This window comes from Methylovulum psychrotolerans (genome assembly GCF_002923755.1).
GTDB classification, from domain to species: Bacteria; Pseudomonadota; Gammaproteobacteria; order Methylococcales; family Methylomonadaceae; genus Methylovulum; species Methylovulum psychrotolerans.
In genome coordinates this window covers 57,204-72,850 of record NZ_PGFZ01000011.1, presented here as the reverse complement: position 1 = coordinate 72,850, position 15,647 = coordinate 57,204, and the positions used below count along the sequence as shown (strand labels likewise).

Sequence of the window (15,647 nt, the reverse complement as noted above, 5' to 3'; positions counted from 1 at the left end):
TACCGCACTAATATGCCGAGGGTAACGATACCACCCAAGTCCCTACTCCTTCGCCTCCCACAACACCTCCAGCGGCTTCAAGCTCTTGCGCAACAAATGCGGCACCAACAAGTGCAGCGGCATTTTCAGCCAATGCGAACGCATAAACAGCGCGGCTTCCGCGCAGTTGCTCCACGCGGTGCGGCAACTGTGGTGGTCGGGCTGCAAGGCACTGAGAAACAGCGCGTCGAACAACCACCAACGCACGGGGCTTAAGGCCAAATTTGCCTGCTCAAGAATGGCGGCAGGAATAGGCGTGTGGAGGATTTTTCCGGTATAGCGCAACGCCAAACTGACCGCCAAGGTCTGCTTAAGCTCGGCGGCGCGGCTGAGCAGAACTTCCCAAAAACCGGGCTGGGCGGAGAACTCTTTCAGCAGCAAATCCAAGTCGGTCAAGTCGCGGAAACCGTGGTTAAATTCGCCGCCCAAAAACAAATGCGCGGCGCTGTGGATAACCCGGTCTTCCGGAGCCAGTACCCAATAGCCGCCCGGAGTAGGGACGGCGCGGGCGAGCAGCTTGGCGGCATCGGGGCAAAACCGGCAGGTTTTCGGCAGGATATTATGGTGGACATCAATCGACGTTTGCCGCTTGATATGTTGCATGGGCGGGATTTCGTGCATCCATTGGCGGTAGTATTTTTGGTCGTAAGCGTCAATAGGGCCGGACGACCAACCCGCGCGTATCAGCGCCAACTCGACCTGCGCCAACTCGGCTTCAGGAACTAAAATATCCACATCGGAAAAAATCCGCCCTTGCGCCGCCGTGTTACCCGCCGCATGGTAGGCCGCGCCTTTGAGTAAAACCAAGGGGATACCCAAAGGCTGCAAGGCCGTGGCGATACAGTCGATTTCCCATTGCAGCGAACTGCTAAAGCGGCGGGCAAAGGTCAGTTGGGATTGGATATGCACCAAAGCCGGGGCAGGCACGGCCACCGCCGCCAACACATAGCCCAGCCGCGCCAGCATATTGGCGTTGCGGGCTTGGCGGATGAGCAGGCTCCAGTCCGGCAACGCCAAGCCGAGTGCCGCCTGGGGGTTACTATAAACGCGGGTTAACAAGGGCAAGGTCATGGGCTGGGCGTGGCTAGGCGGGTAAACAGGGCGATGGCCTCTTCCAAGTCACTGTATTGGAATTGGTGGCAAGCGCAAACGTCGCACAAATCCCCCAAGGCGGCAAAACCCAGTTTGCCTAAGGCCGAATAATTAAAGCAATGTTCCGCCAATTCCAACAAGGTGCGGGCTTTGGACAACGGTTCCAGCACGGTTGTGGAGCCGACATAGTATTTGGGGAAAATGATCTGCGCCGCCTGCGCCGGGTAGGCGCTGGCGGCGACGCTGGCGGCGGGCGGGCGCAAATGGCCGACCGTGCCTTTTAAGGTGTCGTTGACGATGGGGCCGATGACCGCCTCGGCAGAAAAGGCGCGGATCACGTCCAGCGACTGGTTTTTTAAGCTGACCGGACGCGGGGCGGGGTAAATCAGGCCGTCGGCCATGCTCAGCAACGCCATTTCATCCGACAACAGCCGCCAACCCCGGCACACCAAGGCGGCACACAGGGTGCTTTTGCCGCTGCCGGGGCTGCCGGGCAGGATAAAGGCCTGGCCGTTGTGTTCGACGACAGCGGCATGGATGATAAGGTATTGGTTGGATTGGCTGGCGATGCACCAGTTCAGCCCCCACTCAAAAAACGCCGCCGCTTGGGCGTAGGGCAAGGGCTTAAAAGGGCGGTGGCCGTCAAAACTAAAATTTACCTGCGGGTGCCAATAACGGCGCGGCGACCAAGGGGCTGTGAGTCCGACATGAAAATCAATAAACTGCCCGGCTTCGACAACGGCAAAATCGGGATACAGGCAAAGGATATGTTCGGCGACGCTGGCGATGGGCGAAACCACGCTGACGTTAAACGCGCCGATGCGCAAGGCTAAACCGTTCCCGGTCAGTGCCTGATGCACCGCTGCTGTTGATAGTGCGGATAAATTCACAGTTTAAGGGTGTTGCGTCACTGCCAAGAGGCCGAGTTGTCGGTAATTGCTGACTAAGGTGTCGAAAAAATCCGCCACCACAAAATCATCGGGGAACTCAAAAGCGGCGCTGAGTTCGGCCAGCAATTGCGCACGGTTCATGGGGTGGGCACTAACGGCTTTAAACAGCACCGCGCCCGCGTCGGCGATTAAATGGGTTGCGCCGATAAGGTCATGGTAGGCGACACATTCGTCGCCCCAAAAACGGCACAAAACGCTGCCGTCTTCGGGTAGGCCGACCGTATAGTCCTGAACCACGCGGCGGTGGCCCGGTTAAGGGAAGGTCGAATGGGTAAAGTAATACTGGGCGCTGGCATCGTCGGCAAACGGCGCGGGGTTGCCGTTGTACATGGTGACCACTTCTGCCGTTGTCCGGGGATATTTGTTGCTGATGGCCGGGGTTATGCTGTTGATATAGGCGGTAATATAAATGGCCTTTCTGGTAGTCCCCATCGCCGTCAGCAAAGTAGTGGTATCGGAACCGCCAAACAGCACCTTAACCTGCGTAGAGGCAGTGATAGAGCCAAAAACCCCACCGCCGGAAAAGACGGCGGTCAGCATGGTCGGGTTGTAAGTGCCCATCTTACAGTTACCGGTCACCGTATGGGATATATTACCCGATATGGTTTGCGACATACACAAAGCCGGGGCATTGGCAAAAGCGGTCGGGCTGGTAAACGTCAACAGCACAGGGCTGATAGCCCCGGCTTTTTGCAAAAAGCGCCGTCTGCCAGTGACTTTGGCCTGCTCGGTAGGTTGTGTCTCAACATTTTGATTGTTCATGTTAGTGTACCAGGGAAAACTCATTGCTAAAAAGGGATGTTAACAGCATTTGACAAGCACGGGCCGCTTTATTAAGGCCGCGTTTTTACTGGCATAAACCTTTAAGCTGCCTTTAAAGGTTTATGCCCAAACCAGGTAAGGCCGCGATAGGTTTAAGGTTAACCATCCCGCCTGCGGTGGTAACTTTAGCAAAACCACCCACGACGCGGGCTATTGCCCGTTATGCCCATGCCAGCCCAAGCGACTTGCCCGCTGTACCTAAGCTGCCGCCCATCAACAAGAACATATTGTATTGCCACGCATCTTTTGCATTGTAACAGCGATAGTGTAGCGCGTCCACCCTCGCTTACTTAAGGATTAGAGTGACTTTAAACGCTTGCCGTCCGTTAGGCCCCCGCGTTTTTTTGCCCGCCCAAACCTGAAAAATCGGCCAACCGCCCATTTAAGGAACATGCATAAAGTTAAGCGCCTCAGCGTGTCCCCTTCGGCTTCGCTCAGGGAGCGCGGAGGCTGGGTGCAGTTACAACAGATTTTATTTCCTGCACGCCCCTAAAATTCATCCCTTATTCAGCAATAGCGGCTTATGATACCCAGCATCTACCACCTGCTTTAACCAGGAGTCTGCCATGACCTTATTAAGCCCCAAAAAAGCCTTGTTAATCTTATTAATCCCTTTAGCGGCTAGCTTAAACGCCTGTGCGGTGTATCCGGCCTATGTCGCCCCGCGTCCGGTGGCAGTGGTGCGGCCTTATTATGCCCCGCCCGCCGTTGTCGTCCGTCCCGGCTACGTCCGTCCGTGGGGTGGCTATGGTTATCGCCGCTGGGGCGGCTGGCATGGCCATTGGCGGTGAACGCCCTCAAGCCGCCAGCATTGCCCCGCTAATTTCGGCAAAGCTGCCAACTTGCCGATGCGGGCCCATACCGTCCAAACCGCCGTCACGCTTTAGCCACACCGTCTGCAAACCCGCCGCCTGCGCCGCGTCCAACTCTTCCTTAATGTCCGATAAAAACAACAGCTCACTCGGCAGAAAAGGCAACTGGGCAACAATGTTTTGATAAGCCGCCACCTCGCGTTTCGCACCGACCAGGGTATCGAAATAACCGCTGAACAGCGGTGTCAAATCGCCGTATTCGGTATGGGCGAACAGCAATTTTTGCGCATGGACAGAACCGGACGAATAGACATATAAAGCCAGCCCCTGTTGCCGCCAGTGTTGCAGCTGCGCGGCGGCATCGGCATAAACATGCCCGTAAAAATCGCCCTGCCGATAACCCGCCTCCCAAATCAGCCCTTGCAACGCCTTTAACGGGGTGATTTTTTGGTCGGCATCCGCCCAAGCCAGCAATTGCCCGATCGCCGCTTCCGTGTCCAAGGCCTGCCCCGCCGCCGCAGCGGTGTCCGCCAACAACCCTTGTACCACCGGGTCATCGGCGTGGCTACGGACAAACTCGGCCAAGTGCCGCCGGGCGTAAGGAAACAGCACCGCCTGCACAAATGCCAGCGACGAGGTGGTGCCTTCTATATCGGTGATAATCGCCTTAATCATGACAAGCCGGCCAGCGTTTGGTCTAAAGTAGGATACCCCGCGCCGATGTCGCTACCGGTAAAAGTGGCGACCCAACCGTCAGGGGTGGTGAACAGGCGGATCGCCTTTAACTGCGGCTCCGCGCCCAAATCAAACCAATGGCGGGTATGGGCGGGGACGCTAATTAAATCGCCCTGGCAGCACAACACGCTATAAACCTTATCGCCCACATGCAGATAGAACAAGCCGCAGCCCTCGACAAAAAACCGCACCTCGAAATCGTCATGGGTATGCTCGGCCAAGAATTTTTGCCGTAAGGCCACCTTATCGGGGTGCGCGGCGGTCAGGCTGATGACATCGACCGAACGGAAACCATACTGGTTTTGCAAACGCGCGATAGGCTCGGCGTAAGCCGCCAACACCGTCGCCTGATCGGCATCGGCGGCAAATTGGCAACTGGCTTCCCAGCGTTCAAACACCACGCCTATGGTTTGCAACTGGGCGCTGATGTCGGCAAACTCAGCGTAACGCAAGCCTTGGTCGGGCTGATGTTCAGGGGAAATGGTCAATAAACTCATAGCATGTCGTCCTATGGGGTAAAGCGTTAGCTAGCGGTTAAAGTTTTTCAGGTTCTTTTCAAGTGTTTGTAGACAGGGCTTACCGACACCCTCCCTCAAACCGCCCGATGCAAACGCAACGCCAACTCACAAGCCAACAAAAAATCCACCGCCTCCAAATAGCGCAGGGCTTCGTTGACATCGACCCCCCACACATACAAACCGTGTCCGGCAATGATGTAAGCTTGGCAATCGGGATGGGCATCCAAATAGGCATCGGCTTGGGCGGCGAGGCGGGAAATGTCTTGGTCGTTGGCAAAAATAGGGATGACCACACGGCAGGCATGGGTAGTAATGCCCCGGAACGCTTTCAGCAACTCATAGTTTTCCAAGACAATCTCATCACCAAACAGCCTAGACACCAACACCGCATTCAACGGGTGCGGGTGCAGCACGGCATGGATGTCAGGGAAGCGGCGGTACAAAGCCGTATGCAGGCCGGTTTCCGCCGACGGCTTTTTGCCGTCCAAGGAATTCGCCTCACTATCAATCAACATAATGTCATCGACCTGCAAATAGCCCTTATGCTTACCGGATACGGTAATGGCAATGGAACCGTCGGCCAAGCGGGCGGAAAAGTTACCGCTGGTGGCAGGTACCCAGCCTTTGCCGTCAATAAAACAACCCGCCGCAATCAATTGTTGCGCAGCTTGGTAAAAAGTAGAAGTGGCAGTCATGGCTGTGTCGCAAAATGGTACAAAAGAGGCTCACTGTAGCAGATTATCGGCCAAATGCTAGGGGGAATTTGCTAATTTTATTATGGTTTTGCCCGCTTAACCGCCCCGTTATTATTTTCCCGCCAATTAACCCTAAGGTCTTGTCGATACAGCCTTTTATAACCACATACAAGGCTTGCCACAAGAACGCACACGGTTTTTAGCTTAGCGTAAAAGCCTATACCGATCACCTGCCAGCAGGTCACAAACGGCAAGCCATTTACTTGCTTTTACGCGTCTGCGTCCGCCATAAGTGGATAATCTCATCCATATCCAAATCATGCGCCCCGCCGCGCCAGCTTTCATAATAATCCACGTCGTTACTCTTCGGCTCAGGATTGGGTCGGTAGATTTGTACACGGGTCGGCAACGGCGCGGCCTCGCCCAGCACCAAGGCTTCGCCCCGGCCTAAAGAACTGAGCACATCGGCCATATCGCCCTCCGCCTCCGGCATCAGCCGCTTAATATAAGCCTGGTCGTCAGGGTTGGAGGTGCGCAGACAAATAAACGAACTGCATTGCGCCAGCATGGTTTCCGACAACTCGGTAGGCCGTTGGCTGACCACGCCGATGGACACCCCGTATTTCCGGCCTTCTTTGGCGATGCGCTCCATCATCCGTTTCGTGCCGTCAAATTGGCCGCCTTTTTCCCTAGGGATATACGCATGGGCCTCTTCGCAAATCAGCGTAATGGGGAAATCCCGGCGTTGCGGGTTCCAATAGTTAAATTCATAGACCAGCCGCCCGACTTGCGCGGAAATGGCCGGACGGATGTCGGTCGGCACCGAACTTAAATCGACAATGTTAATATTGGCCTTATGCTCGCCCAAGCCGACAAACTTGCGCAACAAGCCCGCCATGCTTTCCGAGGTGTTGCGGATTTTCGGCTTGAGCAAAAAGTCATAACGGACATCGTTAAAGCGGCTTTGCATTCGGATCAGAAATTCGTCGAACACCCCGAACAACGCCCCCTGCACCTTACCGAAATCACGCCGCTCCTCATTCGCGGACTTAAAGTGCATATACATTTCCGCCAACGAGAAATAAATCGGCGTATCCACCGACACCGTCGGCAAACCGATGCGCTGGCCTTCCTTGCGCTTAAGCACTTGGATCACCTCACGCATATACGACATTTGCATCGAGGCATTTTTGTCGTCGCGGTCGACAAACAAATCCACCAGCTCGGCGTAGCTCATAATCCAATACGGCATCTCCATTTCCGTGGCCTCGACATAATTGACCTGATGGCTAGGAAACGCCGACTTGACCAAGCCGCCGGGGGTTTTCCACGCATACTCGCCGTGCAGGTCGAGCATAATCATGTGGCTGTTGGGCATCGCCTTAATGGTGCTTTGGATCAAACTGGCGACCGTCCACGACTTACCCGAACCGGATTGCCCCAAAATGGCGAAATGGCGGCCAAAGAATGCCCTAGGGTCTAAGCTGATTTGGTATTCCTTATGGGTGGAGAGCTGGCCGATGTAAAACTCGTAAGCCCTAAAGCGCGAAAAAATCGCGTTGATTTCTTTCATCCCCACCGCATACACCCCCGCCCCAGGGGTAGGGTAATGGCGCATCCCCCGGATAAACGTGCCGTCCGCGCCAATTTCGCCGACCGGAATCAGCGAAATATAGCGGTCGACCAAACGCACATTACGGTCGCTATAACGGTCTTGCTCCCAAATCTTAAACACCAACGCCATCACCGCAATCTCTTCCTGACGGATCACCACATAAGAGCCGACATGGGCGGCCAGCATCGTTTCATCGCCAATGCTAATTAACGGCTTGCTGTTGGTGTATGCTTCGGTGACTCTGGCCGCCATGCCATTGCCGCGCACTTCGGTTAAATACGCTAAAAGGATAGATTCGTTATCGGGTTCGGACATTATACTAAAGGATTAATAAAGGGAAGGGGCAAAGGGTCTGCCAGCATAACGTAAAGTTATGAGGGTTTGAAGTCATGGGCAAGTTTATTTTTCAGAACCACTCGCCGTTGCCGATAGCCTAAGGCCTATAATTATAAGGCAAAACCTAACCCTGTTGAAAGCCGTAGTTTTTGGTTAATGCCCATTTATCCAAAGAAAACCGCAAGGCACGGAGAAACGCCACACAAAACGGGAAGTCTTGCAGGGTTAAGATACTTGAAATAAAGGTTTCTGGCCGGGGCTAAACCTAAAACTCGATCATCAAGTTTTTAATATTAGAATAAGCAACTTAGCCATTAGATATTGGATTAGTATTTTAATTAAGTAAAAACAACAAGTTGCAATGGAATCTATCCCCCTCCCCTGATGGGTGTATGGACGTGGGACATAGGTAACACATGTTCGGGGACATGGGTAACACATTTTGGTACTGATTTTCTGGGTTCCTGCCGTCCATTAGATGAAGCTCATAATAACATCTAATACAAAGCGTACAGGCACGCAAAAATTGGCCGTTAACCTAGCATATAAAATTTTAGCTGGATTTTTTTTCATAACCATGTATGGCTCTAGCCATATAAATTTAAACTGCCAACAAGGCGTTATTTTTGTCAATACCGGATTACTTTTTTTGGTCTCAATAAGCCCAAAAAAACCGTCACCCATGTCCCCGAACATGTGTTACCTATGTCTCCGGTCCATACAATGGGGAGGGATGGGGTGGGGAGAATCTAAATAAGGCTTTTTTCATTAAACGAAATAAAAACAGTCTGATTAAAATCTCTTAGCCATGAGCATAAGTCATTGATTTTATTCTCCCCACCCCAACCCTCCCCATCAGGGGAGGGGGCTGCCCACCTTAACAAGCCTTAGCTCTCCGCTAATCTTCCCCACTATTTAGAGGTGACTTTATGAAAAACTTGATGATCGAGTAAAAGGCAGGCAAGATACCTATCCCCTTAAACCCGGATGAATGCCCGCACCAAAGCGGCAAGAAAACCGCTGGCCATTAGCAGAACCGCCCCCAGAAAAGCCCGGTAGATGCCCCGGTCATGGCCGCAACGCCGCTTATGGCATACCAGCACCAGGTAACTGAGCAGGAACGCGCTAATGGCCGGCCCTTGCACTAAAGGGCTAAACAACCGCTGCCAAGGCCCGCGCGGCAAGTCCGGGAAAAACACCGCCACCGCGAAAAGCAAGGCTGCGCCGCCAAAAGCCAAAGCAATCTGCACCAGCCAATAATGCCTCACCCTGTCCAGCAGCGCGGGCGGCAACCATGCGCCGCACCGGCACTGCAAAGCCGTGCCGAAGCGTCCGGTGACGGTAGTGGCCCTACCGCAATGCGGGCACACGCAATAGCCTGAACGCATCATGGCGTATCGTCCGTAAACAGCCGGTAGCCGATACCCGCTTCGGTCAGCAAATAGCGCGGGCGGGCCGGATCGGCCTCAAGCTTGTGGCGTAATTGCCCCATATAAATCCGCAAATAATGACTATGCTCGACATAAGACGCACCCCAGACCTTTTCCAGCAAGTGCCGATGGGTCACGACAAAACCGGCATGGCGCACCAAAACACTCAGCAGGCTAAACTCTAAAGGGGTCAGATGGACTTCACACCCGTCCGTAAACACCCGGCGTTTAGTCAGTTCCACTTTCAGCCCCCCCACCTGAAACACCTCCTGAACCCCGCCCGGCAACTTGGCGACCCGCCTGAGCAAGGCATTTATCCGCGCCATCAGCTCGGCATTGCTGAACGGCTTGGTCAGATAATCGTCAGCGCCGTTATCCAAGGCCTGGGTCACATCGCTTTCTTGGTGACGCGCCGACAACACAATGACCGGTAACTCAGACGATTTGCGCAGGCGGCAGATCACATCCTGCCCATCCATATCCGGCAACCCCAAATCCAGCAGCAACAACGCAGGCGAGCGGTTGCGCACGGCCAACAAGCCCTCCCGCCCCGTGTCGGTGGCCAGCACCCGATAACCCTGGCCTTCCAGCGTCGTGGCCAACAAAGACCGGAAGGGTGGATCATCTTCAATCAGTAACAATAAGGGAGTTTGCTCAGTCATAGCGGCAGGCCTTTTTCTTCCGGGGTAATCGTTGGGGGTGCGGACAGCAAAGGCAAATGTATCTGAAACATCGCCCCGCCGCCGCGCCGGTTACTGACGTGGATGTCGCCGCCATGCGCCCCGACAATGGCGCGGCAAATCGACAAACCCAACCCGACCCCACCTTGCGCACGCTCAGGATGGAGGCGGAAAAACTTCTCAAAAACCTTATCCTGCAAGGCCGGCGCAATCCCTGGGCCATTATCGGCGACGCTAATCGTCAGCCCCTGCGCTTGGGTTTCAACCGCAATATCAATGGGCCGGCCTGCCGGGGAGTATTTGGCGGCATTGTCCAACAGGTTCACCAACACCTGTTGCAGCAACACCGCATCAACCTGAACCAGCGCCAAGCCATCCACCATATTGACATTCACCTGCCGGGCGTGCAGCTTTTTGTCGAGGCGGCGCAAGGCGCTGCCGACAATTTCCTCAGGCGCGTACCACTGCCGATTCAGCACCACCTCACCCGCCTCCAAACGTGCCATATCGAGAATTTTCACCATCAGCTCCGACATGCGCAACGCCTCTTCGCTGATTGCCGCCGCCAAATTCCGGCGGCTGGCCTCGGCCAACTGCCCGTCCGTTTCCAAGGTGCTGGCCGCACCGATAATCGTCGCCAGCGGTGTCCGCAAATCATGGGAAATGCTGCTGAGCAGGGAATTGCGCAGGGTTTCCTCCTGCATTTTTAAAGTCGCCAATTTGGCGTGTTCCGCCAACTGGGCACGTTCTAGGCTATGGGCAATCTGCCCGACAAAAGTGTCCAAAAACTGGCGCTGTTCCGGGACATGCAGCAACCGGACATCGGCCAGTTCTAACACCAATACCCCAAGCATCCCGCCGCCGCCTTGCAACGGCACATACACTGCCGGGCTGTCGGCATTATTATCCGTACCGCGCCCGGCCAAGCGGACATGGCCGAATACCCACTGCGCCAGCCCCAAATCGGCACCCCGCCACGACATAGCCAAAGCCGGGGCATCGGGGTAACAGAGCTTGCCATCAGGGCCGGGCAATAACAGCGTGTTGCGCCCACCAAACTCGGCCTGGATATGCTGTACGCCAATGGCAATAACCTCAGTACCCAAACGCGCTTCCGCCAAGGCCTTACTGAGCCGGTACAACGCCGAGGCGCGGCGTTCGCGGTGTTCGGCCACCTGGGTTTGGCTACGCAAAGTTTCCGCCAATTTGCTGGTGACAATCCCGACCACCAGCATCACCGACACGCCCACCAAATTTTCCGGATCGGCAATGGCAAATGAAAAAATCGGCGGCGCGAAAAAAAACGCAAACGCGGCGACGCTGGTTAACGACCCGATAATAGAAGGCCACAAGCCAAAGCGAATGGCGACAAAGAACACCCCCAGCAAATAAAACAGCAAAATATTGCCGGGCGTAAGCAACGCCCGAACCGGCCAATCGAGCGCCGTCAAGCCTAACGGCACAGCAACACCCCATAAGCCGTTCAGCAGCGGCCAGCGCGGCGCAGGCTTGGGCAGCACTGGCAGAGCAGTCCCGGCCATTACTGGCCCGCCGCAAAGGCTTTGCTGGCATATTCGGCCAGTGTTTGCCCCTGTTGATAAATCAGCAATACCTTAAGGTGTTCCGCTTCGGCGATACGCATCGCCTCCGCCTCGCCCACACACAGCAGGGCCGTATCCCAAGCGTCCGCCCAAGCCGGATCGTCATGCAGCACCGTCACCGACAACAAATGATGGGTGACCGGGCGACCCGTTTTAGGGTTAATAATATGAGAATAGGTTTTGCCATGGTCGGTAAAATAGTGTCGATAAGTGCCTGCCGTCATCACCGCCGTGCCGCGTTGCTCGGTTATATCCAGAATTTTGCCTAATTCGCGGCTGAGCGGGGTCGGGGTTTCCACGCCGACCCGCCAGTCTTTGCCGTTACTTTTCCGGCCTTTCACCACCATTTCGCCGCCGATTTCCACCAAATAATTAGACACCCCCAACGCATCAAGGCGCTGCGCCAACACCCCGACACTATAACCTTGGGCAATGGACGACAAATCAATTTTCAGCAGCGGGTCTTTCTTGCGGATCCGAGGCTGAACCGGGTCGATTTCCAGCAACGCCATGCCGATATGCGGCAACAGCCGGGCAATTTCCTGCCCATCCGGCACCCGGTTCTGATGGCGCGAGAAGCCCCATAAATCAAACAACGGTTTCACGGTAAGGTCATAGCAGCCGTTGGAGCGCTCATAAACGTGTTGGGCAATACGCAACAAACCGCTAATCTCCGGCGAGACCGGCAACCACTCCCGTGTTTCTTGGTTATTCAGCCGGGAAATTGCCGAATCGTCCCGATAATTGGACAATTGCGCATCAATATCAGCCAATGTGCCGCTGACTTGCCGCCTGATTTCCGCCAGCGGCGTAGCCACCCCCGCCATGACCAATTTAATATGGTAAGTCGTCCCCTGAGCTTCACCCGACAACGCGGTCTCAGACGGCGGCGGCGGTTGGCAACCCAACAGCAGGGCTATGCTTAACCAGCCATAAACAGATTTTATTTTCATCGCATCCTCTAAATAAAAGCCGACCGTTTCGGGAAAAACCGCTTGCAGAGCCTACCGCTGATAAGCCATTCCATTGATAAGCTATAGCAGCAAGACACCCTCTCAAAACTGCACCACCGCATCAATCCCCAACAAAACCTGATCCGTCCGCTGACCGCCATCGAACGCGGCCAATTGGGCGTGGCTCCAGTCATAACGCACTTCTGGGCGTACCATCAACCACCGCTTAGGCTGCCAATTCAGACCCGCCGTCAGGGCATAATAATTGGCGGTTCCTGCCGAATAACGGAAACCATTCTGGTCGCGGAACCATTCGCCGCGCACCCCCACCCCCAAGCTATCGGTTGCCTGATAGGTCAGATATTGGACAACGGAATACCACTGCGCATCGTGGTTGTTAGCCAATGCCTGTTGTTGCGCCCCAAAATCATGCTGCAACACATAACGCCACTTACCGAAGCCTTGCTGGAGAATCGCCGAGTAATACAACAAATCCGAGGCTTGGTGCAGATAGACATCGCCCTGTAGCACCGAAAAAGACACGCTGGTGTCGGTGGCGGCATTTGTCCAGGTCAGGCCGTCCATCTGGCTCCATGCCCCAAAATCGCGGTCAACATTATCCGCCCCGGTCACCGCCCCCAAATTAACGCGCCATTGCCCGTTCAGCGCGTAACTGAACAACGCACCGGTCGTGGTAAAGGGCGAAGACTTAAAGCTATAAGTATGCGAAGAAAAGAAATTCAGCGCGGACGGCACCGACTCATAACCGATAATCGTATAAAAATGCCCTAGCTTTACGCTCAAACCGTTACCGACCGGCGCAAACACTTCGGCATAAGCCTGAGGCAGGGCAAGACGATAAAAACGCTCATCTCTTGGGCTAAACAAGCCCATATCCCAATGCCCGGTCGCTTGGGTATAGCGGGTATCTGTGCCGAACATCACCTCAAAACGCCCGCCTATATCCCAAGCCGCCGTCTTGGTAACGGCCTTCTCCATAAACAGCGCCAACTGATACAGATTAAACTCATCGCTCCGGTCGGTCATGGACACCGGGCCATTACTGCGGTCAGCGGGGGTGTCCATATTATGGTTAAGCCCCGCCGCCGCCCAGCCCCCCAACGTGAAACCAGCCGCTTGCAACCCCGCCCAACTGGCCGGTTCTTGACCGGACAGCGCGGCAACCAACCCAGAAGGCGACTCCTGCGCCCCTGCCATCGGGTTAAGCAGCAAAATACTGCAAACACCCCATAACCCCTTACGCCCCGACATTAAAATTGCCCCCCGTTCATCAAAAACAACACCCCGATACTGGCAAAAAAGCCTAATAATATCGCTGGCATCCAGCGCAAATGCAAGGTGAAGGTATAGCCTTCGCCCTCTTTCATCACCCCTTTCATCAAACCCAAGACATGCAGCGCCGGGGCCGAACCGATCGCCAACAGACTCCCGCCCACCCCCAGCGTTAACGTTAACAACAACCATTGCCCGATAGGCAGCTTAGGGTGCATGTTTAACACCGCAAACATCAGTGTGCCGTTATCAATAGATGAAGAAGCCAAGCCGATCATAATATTCGCCAGCGTGGCGTTGATCTCGGTAAACAAATACTGCGCCATGGCATCTAAATAGCCTAAAAAATTGAGGGCGCCGACAATCATCATCGCCCCGTAGAAAAACAGCAAAGTATCCCAATCCACCCCGGCAATACACTTAAACACATCAAAGCCTTTTTGCGAATCCGGGGTTTCTTGGCTATCGGGCAGCGAAACATGGCTTAACTTTTCGGTTTTGGTCAAAAAATAGGCAAAAAACTGCAACAACGCCAAGCCCAGCATCATGCCGGCTATCGCAGGCATATCAAAAAACACATTCGACAAAATAGTGATGCTAAACGTGAGCACGAAGATAAAAATTACCCGCTTGCTGCCACGCTTTAACAGCGGCTGTTCTTTAGAAAAGCGCGGTGTCCCTTTGGTCACCGAAAAGTGCATAATAATGGCAGGCACCAAAAAATTGACGATGCACGGCACGGTCAAGGCGAAAAATTGCGTAAAGTGCAACATATTTTGTTGCCAGACAAAAAATGTCGAAATGCCGCCTAACGGGCTCATCGTCCCGCCCGCATTGGCCGCGACCACCGCATTCAATCCCGCCAAGCCGACAAATTTGGCATCGTCCTTACCTATCGCCAAGATGATGTAACCCATCAACAAACCGACCGTCAAGCTGCTGATCACCAACGACAACACAAACGCCAGCACCCCGGTAATCCAAAACAATTGCCGGTAACTGTACTGCCGATTGGCCAACACAATGCGTAAGGCATCAAAAATGCCCCGCTCGGTCATGGTGTTTAAAAACGTCATCGACACGGTGATAAACAAAAACAATTCCGCATAAGCCGTCAAATTGCTTTGAAAAACGACTGCGACATGCTTCGCCGTGCCGTATTCCGAGGAATAATACATAAAAATCGCAAACCAAATCAGCGCCGAACCCAAGACCATGGGTTTTGCCTTACTCATTTGATGCAGGTCTTCGGTCATGGCGATGGCATAAGCCATGACCGTGATGGCGACCGCCAGATAACCGACAACATGCCGCTTCAAGTCCAGTTGCATGACGGTAGCGGCAATGTCGTCCGCGTAAGCCAGCGACGGCACAAGCAACACCAAAGCCAAGACTAAGCCATAGCGCGTAAGGAGGGGCGGGGGGGAATTTTTCATTTGAACTCGCTTTACTCTTCAATAAGGGCCAGCCAAGACATTGCAGCGGCGCAGTGATGGAGACACCCTTGCCCAGCCTGAATGCCAAAACAGGAAACACAGGTTTGCTTAGGACTAATCGCCGATGGGGCCGAAAGCCCAGACGCTACCCTGGCGGGCATAGTAGAGTTTAGCGGATAAAGATTCTGTTTAGGTTTGCGCTGTTTTTCTCAACAGTCTGTTGCTTGGCTGTTTACAGATACCGTCACGCATTGAGCGGCACAGAAGATAAGACTTAACTGACAAGAAGAGTTGACTAATGACGCAAGCCCATCCGGCGGCGGGCAAAGGCCTTTAGCCTTGGCCGAAGTCTTTAAGCAAAACCCGCCCAAGCACAATTACCTTGATAATTCCAGGCAGTTGGTTATCATTAAAGCACCGCCTTTGGACAACCGCAAACTTGGCCGTTCACAGTATAGGTCTGGGCAGAACCACTCGCCCTACCCACAGCCTTTATCGTAGCGCATGGCTTAAGACCTTGCAGGTTTTTAAAACCAGCAAAGTCTGGCGGAGTCGGTGATGCCAAAGCATAAAACCTAAAGCTCTCAAAACTACAATTACCTTACGCGATGTTCGACTTTTTAGGGCGTGAAATTTTAAG

At 54.2% G+C, this 15,647-nt stretch carries 16 protein-coding genes; 1 reads left to right on the top strand and 15 read right to left on the bottom strand.

Annotation, left to right across the window (positions count from 1 at the left end):
• Positions 1-42: 42 nt before the first annotated feature.
• From AADEFJLK_RS19220 to AADEFJLK_RS19205, 4 genes are read right to left on the bottom strand one after another with little or no spacing between them, the layout of a single operon-like run.
• The gene (locus tag AADEFJLK_RS19220) at positions 43-1,110 is read right to left on the bottom strand and encodes a nucleotidyltransferase domain-containing protein (protein WP_103975406.1); all 1,068 of its coding nucleotides are present in this window, start codon (positions 1,108-1,110) and stop codon (positions 43-45) included.
• Complete coding sequence (locus AADEFJLK_RS19215) at positions 1,107-2,021, bottom strand: HprK-related kinase A (protein ID WP_103975405.1); 915 nt, start codon at positions 2,019-2,021, stop codon at positions 1,107-1,109. Before AADEFJLK_RS19215 ends, AADEFJLK_RS19220 begins: the two co-directional genes overlap by 4 nt.
• Before the next feature lie 3 nt (positions 2,022-2,024).
• On the bottom strand, positions 2,025-2,318 hold the full coding sequence (locus AADEFJLK_RS19210; RefSeq protein ID WP_103975404.1) for an HPr-rel-A system PqqD family peptide chaperone: 294 nt from the start codon (positions 2,316-2,318) through the stop codon (positions 2,025-2,027).
• Positions 2,319-2,333: 15 nt separating this feature from the next.
• Positions 2,334-2,843: a hypothetical protein gene (locus AADEFJLK_RS19205; protein ID WP_103975403.1), complete on the bottom strand. Its 510-nt coding sequence runs from the start codon at positions 2,841-2,843 to the stop codon at positions 2,334-2,336.
• A gap of 626 nt (positions 2,844-3,469) precedes the next feature.
• On the opposite strand from AADEFJLK_RS19205, the gene AADEFJLK_RS19195 reads away from it, so the two are divergent.
• Positions 3,470-3,694 (top strand): hypothetical protein, encoded by a 225-nt coding sequence (locus AADEFJLK_RS19195; protein ID WP_088621087.1) that lies wholly within the window; start codon positions 3,470-3,472, stop codon positions 3,692-3,694.
• 6 nt (positions 3,695-3,700) lie between these two features.
• On the opposite strand, the gene mtnC is transcribed toward AADEFJLK_RS19195, so the two are convergent.
• The 11 genes from mtnC to nhaD form a co-directional block, all read right to left on the bottom strand.
• The gene (mtnC, locus tag AADEFJLK_RS19190) at positions 3,701-4,390 is read right to left on the bottom strand and encodes an acireductone synthase (protein WP_103975401.1); all 690 of its coding nucleotides are present in this window, start codon (positions 4,388-4,390) and stop codon (positions 3,701-3,703) included.
• Positions 4,387-4,947: a 1,2-dihydroxy-3-keto-5-methylthiopentene dioxygenase gene (locus tag AADEFJLK_RS19185; RefSeq protein WP_103975400.1), complete on the bottom strand. Its 561-nt coding sequence runs from the start codon at positions 4,945-4,947 to the stop codon at positions 4,387-4,389. Before AADEFJLK_RS19185 ends, mtnC begins: the two co-directional genes overlap by 4 nt.
• A gap of 95 nt (positions 4,948-5,042) precedes the next feature.
• A complete protein-coding gene (locus tag AADEFJLK_RS19180) occupies positions 5,043-5,663 on the bottom strand; it encodes a methylthioribulose 1-phosphate dehydratase (RefSeq protein ID WP_103975399.1) in 621 nt (206 codons plus the stop codon).
• A gap of 259 nt (positions 5,664-5,922) precedes the next feature.
• Complete coding sequence (locus tag AADEFJLK_RS19175; protein ID WP_103975398.1) at positions 5,923-7,593, bottom strand: ATP-binding protein; 1,671 nt, start codon at positions 7,591-7,593, stop codon at positions 5,923-5,925.
• 495 nt (positions 7,594-8,088) lie between these two features.
• Positions 8,089-8,310: a hypothetical protein gene (locus tag AADEFJLK_RS25255; protein WP_103975397.1), complete on the bottom strand. Its 222-nt coding sequence runs from the start codon at positions 8,308-8,310 to the stop codon at positions 8,089-8,091.
• 281 nt (positions 8,311-8,591) lie between these two features.
• On the bottom strand, positions 8,592-9,005 hold the full coding sequence (locus AADEFJLK_RS19165) for a hypothetical protein (protein ID WP_103975396.1): 414 nt from the start codon (positions 9,003-9,005) through the stop codon (positions 8,592-8,594).
• The gene (locus AADEFJLK_RS19160; RefSeq protein WP_103975395.1) at positions 9,002-9,706 is read right to left on the bottom strand and encodes a response regulator; all 705 of its coding nucleotides are present in this window, start codon (positions 9,704-9,706) and stop codon (positions 9,002-9,004) included. The genes AADEFJLK_RS19165 and AADEFJLK_RS19160 overlap by 4 nt, the downstream gene beginning before the upstream one ends.
• Complete coding sequence (locus AADEFJLK_RS19155) at positions 9,703-11,265, bottom strand: ATP-binding protein (RefSeq protein WP_103975394.1); 1,563 nt, start codon at positions 11,263-11,265, stop codon at positions 9,703-9,705. The genes AADEFJLK_RS19160 and AADEFJLK_RS19155 overlap by 4 nt, the downstream gene beginning before the upstream one ends.
• Positions 11,265-12,278: an FAD:protein FMN transferase gene (locus AADEFJLK_RS19150; protein WP_170065185.1), complete on the bottom strand. Its 1,014-nt coding sequence runs from the start codon at positions 12,276-12,278 to the stop codon at positions 11,265-11,267. Before AADEFJLK_RS19150 ends, AADEFJLK_RS19155 begins: the two co-directional genes overlap by 1 nt.
• Before the next feature lie 102 nt (positions 12,279-12,380).
• Complete coding sequence (locus AADEFJLK_RS19145; protein WP_103975393.1) at positions 12,381-13,550, bottom strand: porin; 1,170 nt, start codon at positions 13,548-13,550, stop codon at positions 12,381-12,383.
• Positions 13,550-15,007: a sodium:proton antiporter NhaD gene (nhaD, locus tag AADEFJLK_RS19140; protein ID WP_103975392.1), complete on the bottom strand. Its 1,458-nt coding sequence runs from the start codon at positions 15,005-15,007 to the stop codon at positions 13,550-13,552. Before nhaD ends, AADEFJLK_RS19145 begins: the two co-directional genes overlap by 1 nt.
• Positions 15,008-15,647 lie beyond the last annotated feature (640 nt).